This window comes from Tenacibaculum sp. HL-MS23 (genome assembly GCF_032463465.1).
Taxonomy (GTDB): Bacteria; Bacteroidota; Bacteroidia; order Flavobacteriales; family Flavobacteriaceae; genus Polaribacter; species Polaribacter bernardetii.
In genome coordinates this window covers 2422312-2436101 of the sequence record NZ_CP135989.1, presented here as the reverse complement: position 1 = coordinate 2436101, position 13790 = coordinate 2422312, and the positions used below count along the sequence as shown (strand labels likewise).

The 13790-nt window shown below is 30.1% G+C and carries 16 protein-coding genes; 8 read left to right on the top strand and 8 right to left on the bottom strand.

All coding sequences use genetic code 11. The annotated features are described in order from the left end of the window. The first annotated feature begins 65 nt into the window (after positions 1 to 65). A complete protein-coding gene (locus RRF68_RS11410; protein ID WP_218772237.1) occupies positions 66 to 1274 on the top strand; it encodes an NAD(P)/FAD-dependent oxidoreductase in 1209 nt (402 codons plus the stop codon). Positions 1275 to 1351: 77 nt separating this feature from the next. Here the strand turns inward: RRF68_RS11410 and RRF68_RS11405 are convergent, their stop codons facing one another. The 6 genes from RRF68_RS11405 to RRF68_RS11380 all read right to left on the bottom strand — a co-directional run bounded on the left by RRF68_RS11405 (position 1352) and on the right by RRF68_RS11380 (position 4600). Then, complete coding sequence (locus tag RRF68_RS11405; protein ID WP_315944423.1) at positions 1352 to 1798, bottom strand: KTSC domain-containing protein; 447 nt, start codon at positions 1796 to 1798, stop codon at positions 1352 to 1354. An 82-nt stretch (positions 1799 to 1880) separates the two neighbouring features. After that, positions 1881 to 2339 carry a hypothetical protein gene (locus RRF68_RS11400; protein ID WP_315944422.1) on the bottom strand — a complete coding sequence of 153 codons (459 nt, stop codon included), beginning with the start codon at positions 2337 to 2339 and terminating at the stop codon, positions 1881 to 1883. Between the two features lie 216 nt (positions 2340 to 2555). Then, positions 2556 to 2840: a hypothetical protein gene (locus RRF68_RS11395; RefSeq protein ID WP_275316494.1), complete on the bottom strand. Its 285-nt coding sequence runs from the start codon at positions 2838 to 2840 to the stop codon at positions 2556 to 2558. A 22-nt stretch (positions 2841 to 2862) separates the two neighbouring features. Further along, positions 2863 to 3096 (bottom strand): hypothetical protein, encoded by a 234-nt coding sequence (locus RRF68_RS11390; protein WP_218772233.1) that lies wholly within the window; start codon positions 3094 to 3096, stop codon positions 2863 to 2865. 79 nt (positions 3097 to 3175) lie between these two features. Further along, positions 3176 to 4222 carry a serine hydrolase domain-containing protein gene (locus tag RRF68_RS11385; RefSeq protein ID WP_315944421.1) on the bottom strand — a complete coding sequence of 349 codons (1047 nt, stop codon included), beginning with the start codon at positions 4220 to 4222 and terminating at the stop codon, positions 3176 to 3178. A 12-nt stretch (positions 4223 to 4234) separates the two neighbouring features. Further along, positions 4235 to 4600, bottom strand: coding sequence for a MotA/TolQ/ExbB proton channel family protein (locus RRF68_RS11380; RefSeq protein WP_315944420.1), 366 nt, complete (start codon positions 4598 to 4600; stop codon positions 4235 to 4237). Positions 4601 to 4811: 211 nt separating this feature from the next. Here RRF68_RS11380 and RRF68_RS11375 point away from each other — a divergent pair, with 211 nt between their 5' ends. From RRF68_RS11375 to RRF68_RS11345, 7 genes are read left to right on the top strand one after another with little or no spacing between them, the layout of a single operon-like run. Continuing rightward, complete coding sequence (locus RRF68_RS11375) at positions 4812 to 5870, top strand: sensor histidine kinase (RefSeq protein WP_315944419.1); 1059 nt, start codon at positions 4812 to 4814, stop codon at positions 5868 to 5870. Beyond that, the gene (locus RRF68_RS11370; RefSeq protein WP_315944418.1) at positions 5863 to 6570 is read left to right on the top strand and encodes a LytTR family DNA-binding domain-containing protein; all 708 of its coding nucleotides are present in this window, start codon (positions 5863 to 5865) and stop codon (positions 6568 to 6570) included. The genes RRF68_RS11375 and RRF68_RS11370 overlap by 8 nt, the downstream gene beginning before the upstream one ends. Positions 6571 to 6604: 34 nt before the next feature. Continuing rightward, entirely contained in the window at positions 6605 to 7684 is a 1080-nt protein-coding gene (locus tag RRF68_RS11365) for a diphosphomevalonate decarboxylase (protein WP_315944417.1), read from the top strand. A 19-nt stretch (positions 7685 to 7703) separates the two neighbouring features. After that, complete coding sequence (locus tag RRF68_RS11360) at positions 7704 to 8198, top strand: toxin-antitoxin system YwqK family antitoxin (protein WP_275316487.1); 495 nt, start codon at positions 7704 to 7706, stop codon at positions 8196 to 8198. A 50-nt stretch (positions 8199 to 8248) separates the two neighbouring features. Next, positions 8249 to 9175, top strand: a complete 927-nt coding sequence (locus tag RRF68_RS11355) for a mevalonate kinase (RefSeq protein ID WP_218772226.1) — start codon at positions 8249 to 8251, stop codon at positions 9173 to 9175. A 9-nt stretch (positions 9176 to 9184) separates the two neighbouring features. Then, positions 9185 to 10102, top strand: a complete 918-nt coding sequence (locus tag RRF68_RS11350) for a geranylgeranylglycerol-phosphate geranylgeranyltransferase (RefSeq protein WP_315944416.1) — start codon at positions 9185 to 9187, stop codon at positions 10100 to 10102. 45 nt (positions 10103 to 10147) lie between these two features. Beyond that, positions 10148 to 11086, top strand: a complete 939-nt coding sequence (locus tag RRF68_RS11345) for a pseudouridine synthase (RefSeq protein ID WP_218772224.1) — start codon at positions 10148 to 10150, stop codon at positions 11084 to 11086. A 40-nt stretch (positions 11087 to 11126) separates the two neighbouring features. Here the strand turns inward: RRF68_RS11345 and RRF68_RS11340 are convergent, their stop codons facing one another. Both RRF68_RS11340 and RRF68_RS11335 read right to left on the bottom strand, forming a co-directional pair. Next, positions 11127 to 11498, bottom strand: a complete 372-nt coding sequence (locus tag RRF68_RS11340) for a heavy-metal-associated domain-containing protein (RefSeq protein WP_218772223.1) — start codon at positions 11496 to 11498, stop codon at positions 11127 to 11129. A gap of 1 nt (position 11499) precedes the next feature. Further along, positions 11500 to 13749, bottom strand: coding sequence for a TonB-dependent receptor domain-containing protein (locus RRF68_RS11335; protein ID WP_315944415.1), 2250 nt, complete (start codon positions 13747 to 13749; stop codon positions 11500 to 11502). Positions 13750 to 13790 lie beyond the last annotated feature (41 nt).

The window sequence follows — 13790 nt, the reverse complement described above, 5'->3', positions numbered from 1 at the left end:
GCGCTCGACCTGACAAGTTAATCTTAAAATGTCTCCTCGAGTGCAGTCGAGAGGTTTTTCTACAAATGAAAAAAGTAATTATAATTGGCGGTGGTGCAGCAGGTTTTTTCACGGCTATAAACGCTAAAGAAAATAATCCTGAATTAGACATTACCATTCTCGAAAAAGGAAAAGAAGTTTTGCAAAAAGTAAAAATTTCTGGTGGTGGTCGTTGTAACGTTACTCATGCTTGTTTTGAACCTAAGGAACTTGTAAAATTTTATCCGAGAGGAGAAAAAGAATTACTAGGACCTTTTCATCAGTTTATGACTGGTGATACTTTTGAGTGGTTTGACGACAGAGGAATTCCTTTAAAAATTGAAAGTGATAATCGTGTTTTTCCTGAAGCAAACACCTCACAAGCCATTATAGATTGTTTTCAGAATGCTGTTGATAACCTTGGTATTACGGTGTTAAAAAATCACGGTGTAAATTCAGTTTATCAACAAGAAAACAAGTGGGTTATCAACACAAAAGAACAACAATTTGAGGCTAATTCTTTAGTTATCGCCGCGGGTAGTTCTAAGAAAGTTTGGGATTTATGTAAAACCTTAGACCATGCGATTATAGAACCTGTGCCTTCTTTGTTTACTTTTAATATAAAAGATAAACGAATTATCGATTTAGGCGGAATATCAGTGCCAAATGCCGGGGTAAAATTAGTGGGAACAAATCTAGAAAACTCAGGACCTTTATTAATTACGCATTGGGGATTAAGCGGACCCGCAATTTTAAAACTCTCTGCTTTTGGTGCACGAATTTTAGCTGATAAAAACTATCAATACAATGTTGAAGTAAATTGGTTAGGACAAGATTTTGATAGTGTTTTAGATGAATTATCTGATCTTAAAAACGCACAAGCCAGAAAACAAGTGAATTTAAAATCACCTTTTGCAGATATTCCTCGTCGTTTATGGGAACGTTTTGTTGCAGCTGCAGAAATTAAAACGGCTCAGAATTGGGGCGATTTAAGTAATAAACAATTAAATAATTTAGCTACTCAATTAACAAAAGGTTTATTTAATGCAAACGGTCGTACAACTTTTAAAGATGAATTTGTAACAGCTGGTGGTGTAGATTTAAAAGGAATAAACTTTAAGCGATTTGAAAGTAAGCTACATAAAAACCTCTTTTTTGTAGGTGAAGTTTTAAATATTGATGCCGTTACTGGCGGATTTAATTTTCAAAACGCGTGGACAGGCGGATATATTTGTGCGAAAAGCATTGCTGAATAACATTATTTTACACATAAAAAAGACCATTTACTAAACATAGTAAATGGTCTTTTTTAATAATATCGTTTAATTTTATATTAAACTGTAGCTGACGCTTTCATTGATTTTCTGTAGGTAAAAGAATTAAAAATATTTCTTTTTCCGAAGTTATTTATCGATTTAGCGTTTAAAAATTTTAAAAACATTTTTTTAGTAACTCCAAAATACTCGTAGGTATTTCCATCAGTAAAAGTAACTTCTAACAACATACTTTTATGGTGATAATCAGCTACTTTAAACTCAGTAATAGTGGTGTGATATGCTGCTGCATTTGCTTCTTTAGTTTCAGGAGCAATACTTACTAAAAAATGATAACCATCAATAATTTTAGTACTTACATCTTCTGCCTCTAACCTCTTTTCTTCTTCCTGAAATTTATCTGGGTGCCATTCTTTTACCAATCCTCGGTACGTTTTTTTCAAGTCCTTTAAATCGATAGCTCCTTCAACACTAAAAAGCTTTTTATATTCTTTAATACGTTTCATTTGTATGAAATAATTTAGCCCGCGAAATTACTTAAAATATCTGAATATGAGACAGAAAGCTACTTAAATTTCAAAAAAATATTTAATAGCTCATAACGGTACCAAAATACAATAACTGAAATGTCTTAACATCTAAAAGCAAACAGTTCATTGCCATCATAATGCCATAATTAGATTTATCATAAAAACGATATTCAAAATAATCTAATTCATTTTCATCAAAATCATAAAAAACATCATTTGTTTTAAAGTGGCCATTATAAAAATTATCAAGCTGAGATAATTTATGCACATTAATTTTAACGGCATGATTATATAAACTATCTATTTTAGTTTTTAACTTCATTCCTTTAAAACTTAAATCTTTGTCGTTTTTAAACAAGATGTTTTTATAAAAATCTCGCGTTAGCATATCGTACAAAACTTGCTCGGTATTTACCTCTTTCTGAATTACTTCTATATATCTTGAAACATTGTTTGACAATCTATTAAACTCTGCAATTTTTATTTTTGTATTCTGAAACATTAATGGTTTTGCCAATGCCTGTTTTTCAAAAAAGAAGTTCTACCAGCTATTAATTCGTTGTTTATTCGAATTGCTTCTGTTATTGATTTATGTGCTGTATATGTGGAGAATTTATGCTGCGAAAACCCAGCAATAGACATTAAAAGTGTCGTACAAAAAAGAAGACTACCTTTCATAACATTTTTTGTTTGAAAGATAGTCAATTTTATAACAGTTTTTTAAAAACAAAGATTATTCCTCTTCGTAACAATTAAAAACAATTGTGTAACCGTACTCAATTGCTTCTTCATAAAATTCTTTTTGATCTTCGTCAACATCATCTGCAGAATCTAAAGTAAAATATTCTTCTTCTATTTCTGATACTTTCCAACCTTCATCTTTTATGTAATGCTTTGCTAATTTAAGAGCTCCTTCGATATCTTTATAATCGATATATAAGCTTACATAAGCTCCTACAACTTCATTATAATGTTCTGATGATTTTTTTGGTTTTGCTAAAGCGTTTATTAAAAACATAATTTTATTTTATTTAAATTAATTAAGCTAATTCCCCTCTATGAGGCTTTAAAGCGTCTCTAAAAATTTTCATATCACTTTCATCTACTACAATAAAAGCAATGGTGTGCATTGGGTTTAACTCTGTATGATTTACCTCATAATACGTTAAACTATCTATTTGTGCAAATTCTTTTAAATGAATACAATGGTGCTTTGCGGTTGCTAAGCCATCTGGACCTTTAAAGTCCCATATCAGTTTTATTTTTCTACTCATATCAATATGTATTTACAAACACAAAAATACCCATTTTTGTGCTAAAAATGGGTATTTTAAAAAACTAACCAGAAAACGATTACTTCTTTTGATTGATGGTATATTTATACGATTTGAAAATTTGCATTAATTTTTGTGTTGATGAACCTGAAGATGCATTAAAAGTAAATGAAATAGTAAGTTTTAATTCAGGAATATATGCTGCCATCGATCTAAAACCATCAATAGCGCCATCGTGCCCATAAACAACCATACCATTAAACTCATCTACAGAAATACCCATACCCATTTTTTCTTTTGGAGTTGTCATTAACTCTAAGCTTTTTTCTGACAACAGTTTACCTGTAAAAAGCGCATTATAAAAAACACTTACTTCGTTTGCGGTTGCTGTAATTCCTCCCGCTCCCATGGTTCCTAATAAATTTGTATGAAAAGTTATTGGATGCCATTTATTGTTTTCTGGGTAGTAACACATTGCTTCGTTGTTAGAAAAGTCAATATCTTTTCCGAAAGCTGTTTTAGATACTCCTATTTTTTTGACTATTCTGTTTTGAATAATATCTGCAAATGTTTCCTTATCTACATCTTCTGCTATATATGCTAATAAAATATAATTAGAATTAGAATACTCAGTTATAGAATTTGGCGTAAATAAGCTTTGATACTCTTTGATTTTCGCAATCACTTCTGCTCTATCTCGAGGTTCGCTAATCCAAACTTCAAAATTTTTATCAGTTGTTATATTAAAGATTCCGCTACGGTGATACAGCATATCAGAAATTGTAATATTCTCTGAATTAGGAATCGTAGGGAAGAAATCTTTTAGTTTCGTATTTAAAGAAAGTTTACCTTCATCTACCAACTGTAATATAATTGTTGCCGTGTACGTTTTACTAATAGAGCCTATTCGGAATTTTGTTTCAGAATTGTTTTTTTTATTTAAATTGATATTTGAATAACCAATAGACTTTGTATAAAACTCTTTTCCTTCTTTAAAAACAGAAACAGTTCCCATTGCCTTTTTTTCTTTTTCTAGTGATGCTAAATAATCGTCTAAATTTTGATTTTTTGCGCAACTTAAAAAAGAACACACAACCACGATAGTAATTATAAACTTATTTTTCATACTATTATAGTTTTAGTGTTTATTATTCTTTAATGTTAAACCGATAAGCCCCAATCTTGTTATTAAGAACACAAACATACCAAAAGAAGGTGAAAGTAATCCGATTTTTAAACCTCCTGCTAAAATAGGAGAAGCAATATCTCCATTTAAACTAGATATCGAATCAAATGCTTGAATCATCCCCATCATAAATCCAAAAAAACCATAAACTAGTGCAAATAAACTTATGTGCTTAATTAGTAACACTACTTTATCATTTTCAGTGCTTCTTAAGAAGGCTTTTGCAATTAAAGCAATGCAGATAATTAATATAAATAATAACGGGTACATAAACATTGCTCCGCCATCTTGTAATAAATTGATAATTAAAAAATTCATATTAGTAAGTTTTAAAGTTATTATGATTCAAAAGTATCTTTAAAGCTTATACCTTTCTATTTATTTCGATAATTGCAAAGAAAAAAACCGTAAACAACAAGTTTAAAGCATATTTTAGTAAAAATAGGTAAATTGGTATCCTACCTACAAATAAGCGAATTTTATCTCAAAAAAACATAAAACAACGTAAAAAAGTAGATATTGCAAGCGTATGAAAAAACGACACTTTATACCTAAATTTATTATAGAAACAGTAATCCATCTTTTATTTTGGATAGCCGTATATTTATTTTATACTTATTTTTTAGGTTACGGAAGTGAAAACATCGCATACATAAATCGTTTTTCGCTGTTCTTAATGCCAATTACTATTGGTAGTAGTTATTTTTTTTATTTTTATTTAATCCCTAAATATTTACTTCTTAAAAAACAGCAACTATTTATTTTATATACTGCGTACACTTTTATAATTTCTTTCTTTTTTATTCTTGTATCGATATTTTATGGCTTAGTTTTTTCTGACAACTTAAAAACAGGGGATGGCACACCAATTACAAAAGGGCTTATATTTATAACTTTAGCAGTATATTTTATTTTTTTTGTTGCAATTAGTATTGGATTAATTATAAATAATTACAAGTCTGTATTAAAAAACGAAGACTTAAAAAACAAATTCTTAGCAACGCAACTACAACTAAAAGAACAAGAATTAAAGTTTTTAAAAATGCAAATTCATCCACATTTTTTATTCAACACTCTTAATACTTTATATGGTTTTGCTTTAAAAAAGTCTGATGAAGCTCCTGATATGATTTTAAAACTTTCTAATTTATTAGATTATATTTTATATCAGGTAGAAAAGCCATTAGTGTTTTTAAATGATGAAGTTAATCATATTGAAGATTATATCTCGTTAGAAAAAATGCGCTTTCGTGAAAGTTTATTCGTAAGTTTTGATAAAGAAATACATCAAGAAAACATTCAAATTGCCCCGATGTTATTATTGCCATTTGTAGAGAATTCTTTTAAACATGGAGCACAAGTAGATGCTGTTTTAAAGGTTGACATCAAATTAAAAACAGCTAACAATTTACTTTTTTTTGAAATAAAAAATTCAACAAAAAACAATACGTCATCAAAAAAAGGAATCGGGCTAGAAAATATAAAAAAACGATTAGAGATGCTATACGGGAAATCGTATCATTTAGATATTTCACAAACAAAAAACAGTTTTAGAGTTGAATTAAAAACGCCTTTAAAAAATGATTGATAAATTACGCTGTGTTATTGTTGATGATGAACCTATGGCTAGAGAAATAATAGCTTCATTCATTGAAAAAACACCAAACTTAGAGCTTATTAAAATGTGTAAAAATGCTGCTGAGGCAATTATTTTTATGCAAAATGAATCTGTAGATTTATATTTCTTAGATATTAATATGCCCGAAATTACAGGCTTAAGTTTAGCAAAAATTATCAATAAAAAATCTAAAATAATTTTCACAACTGCTTATAGAGATTATGCCGTAGACGGATTTAATTTAAACGTGGTAGATTATTTATTAAAACCAATTGCTTTTGATCGTTTCTTACAAGCTACTCAAAAAGTGCTAGATATAAACACCCCTAAAATCATAGAAAAAACTAAAGAAATTAAGTCTGATTATATGTTTGTAAGAGCAGACAGAAAGATGGTTAAAATAAACTTTAGCGATGTTTTGTATATAGAAAGTCTAGGCGATTATGTAAAAATATTTACCGAAACAAACACAATTGTTACGAGAGAAAGTATTAGTAATTTAGAATTAAAAATGCCTTTAAATAATTTTATTCGAATTCATAGATCGTACATCGTATCTACAAAGCAAATAACCTCTTATACAAACGAATTTATTGAGATTAGTAAAAAGGCAATTCCTATAAGCAGAAGCTACAAAGAATCCGTTTTACAAAAATTAGCAAAAGTGTAGTCTAAATTTTATCTTTACTGCAAAATTTAAACCTTTGAATACAGCACTTTTTATTTCAAAAGAATCAAATAAAACAATTGAAAAAGCTACATATACATGGCAAACACCAAGTAATATCGCTTTAGTAAAATATTGGGGAAAAAGCAATCCGCAAATTCCCAAAAATGCATCGATAAGTTTTACACTTAACAACTGCCATACAATTACTACGATTGAGTTTTTAAAAATTGAAAAATCAAGCGAAGCAAAATTCGAATTGTTTTTTGAAGGAAAAAAGAAGGATGATTTTAAACCAAAAATTGCTGAATTTTTTAAGCGAATAGAAAAATACTGCCCTTATATTTTAGAATATAAAATGGTGATTTCTTCAGAGAATTCTTTTCCTCACAGTAGCGGAATTGCCTCTTCTGCAAGCGGAATGAGTGCTATTGCAATGTGTTTATTAAACCTTGAAAAAGAATTAAATTCTGATTTAACAGACGAATTTATTAACAAAAAAGCTTCTTTTTTAGCCCGTTTAGGCTCTGGTAGTGCCAGTAGAAGTATTGAAGGTCCTTTGGTCGTTTGGGGAGAACACCCAGAAATTGAAGGAAGTTCAGATTTATTCGGAGTAAAATTTCCATATAAAATACACCCTATTTTCGAAAACTATTGCGATACTATTTTATTGGTTGATAAAGGAGAGAAACAAGTTTCATCTACAGTTGGTCATAACTTAATGCACAACCATCCGTATGCCGAACAACGCTTTACACAGGCAAACGAAAATTTATCTAAAATATCTACTATTCTTCAAAACGGAGACATAAAAGAGTTTATTAATTTAGTTGAAAGTGAAGCATTAACCTTGCATGCAATGATGCTTACAAGTAACCCGTATTTTATATTAATGAAGCCTAATACGTTAGAGGTGATTAATAAAATTTGGGAATACAGAGCGCAAAACAACAGTAATATTTGCTTTACTCTCGATGCAGGAGCAAATGTTCATGTACTATACCCAAACACCGAAAAGACTGAGGTAGAGTCTTTTATTAAAAACACCTTAACTGTTTACTGCCAAAAAAATCAGTATATTTGTGATAACACGGGTTTTGGCGCAAAACCCAATTAACCTTAAAATCCCTATTATCATGAGAACATTCACACTACTAATAGTTATGTTTATTGGGTTTTTATCAACCACAGTAACAGCACAAAACACAATTTACCTTGATGGTAACTGGCAAGAAACATCAAAAGAAAATCACGAATATTATAGGCCTGCTCCTAAAGCAATAAATGATGGATTTTGGATTGTTGATTATTACAAAAATGGTCAAGTTCAAATGGAAGGATACAGCACAAATAAACAACTTAACAAGGAAGTCTTTGACGGTTTAATAATGTATTACCATGCTAATGGTAAGCTTTTTCATAAAGCTAATTACGTAAGTGGTAAATTAGACGGTGACCGTAAAGTGTTTTACGAAACTGGCGAACTTAAAGAGCAAGGAAAATATACAAACGGACAAAGAGATGGTGTTTGGAAAACCTTTTATAAAAACGGAAAAATAGAAACAAAAGGAAAGTACCGCGACAATGAAAAAGTTGGCGTTTGGAAAACTTTTTACAAAAACGTATACTAGTTTGTAAACTAGTACTTTTACTTGTACTTTTGCTAAGCAATTAAAAATTTATGAAAGGACCTTTATTTTACGCAAAAATATTACTCTTCGGAGAATATGGAATCATAAAAGATTCTAAAGGACTAGCGATTCCTTTTAACTCATACAAAGGTGTGTTAAAGTCTGCTAGTAACTTAACTGGTGAAGCTAAAAAATCGAATACTAATTTAATTAAGTTTTACACTTATTTAAATAGCTTGAATTCTGATTTAGTTTCTTTTGATTTGCTTTCATTTAAAAATGATATTGATAATGGTATGTACTTCGATTCATCTATACCACAAGGATATGGTGTAGGAAGCTCTGGTGCTTTAGTTGCTGCTATCTACGATCAATATGCAAATAATAAAATTACTGTTTTAGAAAACTTAACACGTGATAAACTGTTAATTTTAAAGCAAGTATTTTCTTTAATGGAATCATTTTTTCACGGAAAAAGTTCAGGACTAGACCCTTTAAATTCATATTTAAGTTTACCTATTTTAATCAACTCAAAAGAACATATAGAGCCTGCAGGGATTCCATCTCAAAAAGAAGGAAAAGGAGCTGTTTTCTTATTAGATTCTGAGCAAGTTGGTGAAACTGAACCAATGGTAAACATCTTTATGAATAAGATGAAAAACGAAGGATTCCGTAAAATGTTAAGCGAAGAATTTTCTTTACATACCGATGCTTGTATTGATGATTTCTTACAAGGTGATATAAAATCATTATTTGGTAACGTAAAAAAATTATCGAAAGTAGTTTTAACAAACTTCAAACCGATGATTCCTTCTGCTTTTCATAAGGTTTGGGAAAAAGGAATTCAAACTAACGAATACTACCTAAAACTTTGTGGTTCTGGTGGTGGTGGTTATATCTTAGGTTTCACTGAAGATTACGAAAAAGCACAAACAAGCTTAAAAGATTATAAATTAGAATTGGTATATAGATTTTAAAATACTACAATGAGTATATTAAAAGTTAATACATTTCTAAAAAAAATATTTAGCCTTCTATCAGTCATTAGAGGTTATAACATTTTAGTACTAATAGCAGCCCAATACTTGGCTGCTATTTTTATTTTCTCTGATCACAAATCTGTAAAACCAGTACTTTTCGATTGGCATTTACTTTACTTAGTTATTGCTACGGTAGCTACTGTAGCGGCAGGATACATCATCAATAATTTTTACGACAAAAAATCTGATCAAATAAACAGACCCATAAAATCGAACTTAGACTCATACATAAAACAAGAAACTAAATTATCTTTATACTTTACCTTAAACTTTATCGGTTTTGGTTTTGGTTGGTTAGTATCCTGGAGAGCTGCTTTCTTTTTTGCTATATATATATTCGGAATTTGGTTTTATTCACACAAATTAAAAAAACACCCTTTTATAGGTTTACTAAGTGTTACTATTTTAACGATACTTCCTTTTTTTGTGGTTTTTGTGCATTTTAAAAATTTTTCGAAAGTAATTTTTGTGCATGCAATCTTTCTGTTTCTAATTATAATGATTCGCGAATTAATCAAAAATTTAGAGAACATTAAAGGAGCCATAATAAATAACTACACTACTTTCCCTATTAAATACGGAGAAAAAAATACAAAAAAGTTAATCATCTTATTAATGGTCTTAACCTTAATTCCGATAGGTGTTTTATTTTACTACCCCGCAATAGAGTACATGAAATATTATTTTTACTTAGCAGCTCTTGTTTTGTTCTTTATAGGTTTTTACACATGGAAAGCAACAAAAACGAATCAATACCGCCTTTTACACAACATTTTAAAGATATTATTGTTAATAGGAGTATTTAGTTTACTGTTTATTGATAAGTCTTTAATTCTAGACAAAGTAGTTATCGCTTTAGATTAGAAATCAAATAATTACCGTACATTTGCACCCTTTTAAAATTTAATTATGAATTCAAAAAACTCGTCGAGAGGACGACAGGCTGATAGAAACAGCAATCCTCGTGAAAAAAAATCATTTAGATCTGATAATAGATCTGACAGAACCGACAGACCTGTTAGAAAATCATCTGAAAAACCAAGATTTGCAACTAGCTCTTCTGACAACAAAAAACAATTTAATAGAGACCTTAAAAAATCAGCTGCTAATAAACCAAAGCAAACTAGCTCTGATGAAAGCACAGGGATTCGTTTAAACAAATACATTTCTAATTCTGGAGTGTGTTCACGAAGAGAAGCTGATACTTATATAGAACATGGTAGTGTTGCTGTTAATGGTAAATTAATGACTCAAATGGGCTACAAAGTACAACCTACTGATGAAGTTCGTTTCGACGGAACATTAATTTCTATAGAACAAAAACGTTATATATTATTAAACAAGCCAAAAAACTATATTACTACCATGGAGGATGATCGTGGTCGTAAAACAGTAATGGAAATTGTAGCCAATGCAACCAAAGAACGTATTTATCCTGTTGGAAGATTAGACAGAAATACTACTGGTTTGTTATTATTCACAAACGATGGTGAGCTAGCTAAGAAATTAACACACCCAAAACATGATGTACGTAAACTATATCATGCTTCTTTAGATAAAAAATTATCAATATCTGATTTAGATAAATTACGTGGTGATGTTATTATTGAAGGTAAAAAAGTTTTTATTGATGCCGTTTCTTATGTAGAAGGTGAAAGAAAAACAGAAGTTGGTATTGAAATACATTCTGGAAGAAACAGAATTGTTCGTAAAATATTTGAAAACTTCGGATATGCAGTAACAAAACTAGATCGTGTTGTTTTTGCAGGTATGACTAAACGTAATTTACCTCGTGGTAGATGGCGTGAGTTAACCGAATTAGAAGTTAATTCATTAAAAATGTTATAAATAAAAAAATCCCGAGTTTAAAACTCGGGATTTTTTTTATTTACTTCTTTTCGTTTTTATGATCGTCTTGTATCTCTTCACTTCGATACTTACAACAACCGTGTAAGCCATCGTAAGCTTCCTTTGTTGCTTTTACTGCTTTCGTATCATGACCAACATTTGCTACATTTTGCTGAATCGTTTTAACATCCGTCTTACGTTCATCAATAATTAATTTTAGCTCATGTGTTTGTACATTCCACTGCGCATATTTTACACCTTTAGTATTTAAAGCTGCCTTTTCAATACGTCCTTTACACATCATACAAACACCATCTACATCAATAGATACTTTGGCATTTTTCTTCTTTTCTTGTGCTGATAAAGATATACTCATCAACAAAACTGTTATTACTAATACTATTTTTTTCATCTTAATCTATTTTAAATCTTAAACCTGCGTAATAATTACTTCCAAATACGGGCGCATATATAATTGTGGTATCAAAACTTGAACCAAAAGGATTATCGCTTCCCAATATCGGATTTTTTTGTTTGTAGTTTGTTAAATTTTCTGCTCCCGCATATAATTCAAACTTTTTAGAAAACACTTTTGTTACCTGAGTGTTTAACAAATTATAACTTTTTGAAAATTCTGGTAATCTGTATTGAGCTGGATTTGACTGCGTGTTTGGTAAACGTTGCTTCCCTATCCAATTATAAGTAACATCAAATTTCCAATGCGCATCATTTTCCTTTTTCTCTGTCTCATAAGAAACATTTGCAAAAAATCGGTGTTTTGCCTGTAATGCCTTATCTAAATTCCCTGATTTATAATCCGTATTTACATCGTAGTATTTATATGAAAAACGAGTATTAAAATATGGTACTATATTTTGATTTACTTCTAACTGAAAACTATTAGCAACACTTTTTCCGTCTAAATTATAAAAAGATATTTCCTGCGGATTTTCCCAATCTACCACAACTTGATTTTCGAAATCTGTTCTGTAAAAATCAAAAGTAATATCTCCTTTTTTACCAAACAATTTATAACCTTGTAAAAAAGATAATCCATAATTCCAAGCTGTTTCCGGACTTAAACCATAAACCTCCCCTCCTACATCATCAATATTAACTTGTCTTGAAGACGCAAAAAATTGTTGATTTTCAGCAAAAATATTTGCACTTCTTCTTCCTTTTCCTATCGATGTTCTAAATACTCCTTGTTCCCAAGGTACATAACGAATATGTAAACGAGGCGTTACAAAGACTCCTAATATACTATGTGTATCAATTCTTAATCCCGCAGTAATACTTATATCATCAGCATTATCATAAGCATATTCGAAAAAGGCACCTACAGAGTTTTCTTTACGATCATAATTACTTGCCGTGGTAACGTTTACAAACTCGTCATACTTATCATACGTAAAACTAAGTCCTGTTTTAAACTTACTTCTAGTATCTCCTATAATTGAATTAAAAATAAAACTACTGTAAAAACTTTGATGTTGAATATTATAATCATTTAATCCAAAATACGAATCTTGTTTATGATTACTATAGGCAGCCTGTACGCCCATACTTTGAAAAGGTAAATCAGGAAAAACGTACCCTAATTTAGCAGAAGTATCAAAGCGTTTTGTTTTAATTTCGCTTCCCCAAACAGTAGTAGATCCTTTATCTAAATCAGGATTAAAATTAACTTCACCTACTTGCTTCTCATCATCTAAATATCTAAAATTAATAAAACTCACCCATCCTTTTTGCGCATCTACATACTGCCAGCGGTTCATGATATTAATTTGCTTTGCTAGCGGATTATCTAAAAAGTTATCATCATTTTTATCAAATTTTTCTCCTCGGTAATTCCCGTGAACATACAAACCTGTTTGCCACTTAACACTTACTTTTTGATTAAAATGGGTGTTAAATTCCATTCTTCCTCCAGCTGATCCGTAAGCATTTACAAAAAAACGATGATTCGTATATGGCTTTACCAATTCGGCATTTATTTGTCCCGAAATACTTTCATAACCATTTACAACACTACCCGCACCTTTTGTTATCTGGATACTTTCTACCCAAGTACCTGGCGTAAAAGAAAGTCCGAATGCCTGTGATGCACCCCGTATAGATGGAATATTTTCTTGCGTAATTAACAAATACGGACTCGTTAAACCTAACATTTGAATTTGCTTTGTTCCTGTTAATGCATCCGAATAATTAACATCAATTGATGGATTGGTTTCAAAGCTCTCCGCTAAATTACAACAAGCCGCTTTTAATAATTCCGCACTGTTAATCATCATTACATTTTGAGCTTGCAAATATGATTTTTGAGTAGCACTTTTTTTTGATTTAACAGTTATCTCTTTTAAAGTATTGTTGTCTGTTAAAAAATGATGGATCGGTTTTAACGAATTAATAGTAATTGTATCCGTTTTAAAACCAACAAAACTAACAACCAATTTCTTATACTCTTGTTGATAAGGAATTGTAAACCATCCTTTTTCGTTTGTAGTTACGCCTACGTTAGTATTCAACCAATGCACACTTGCTCCGTAAACACCTAAATTATCTTTAGATCCGTTTTTATCCATAATCATACCTTTAAACTTCTCTTGAGCAAAGGTGATACTAGATATCAGTATTAAAATACTGAATATATTTATTTTCATTATTTTATATCATATTAAATTTTACAACTCTTACTTATTTA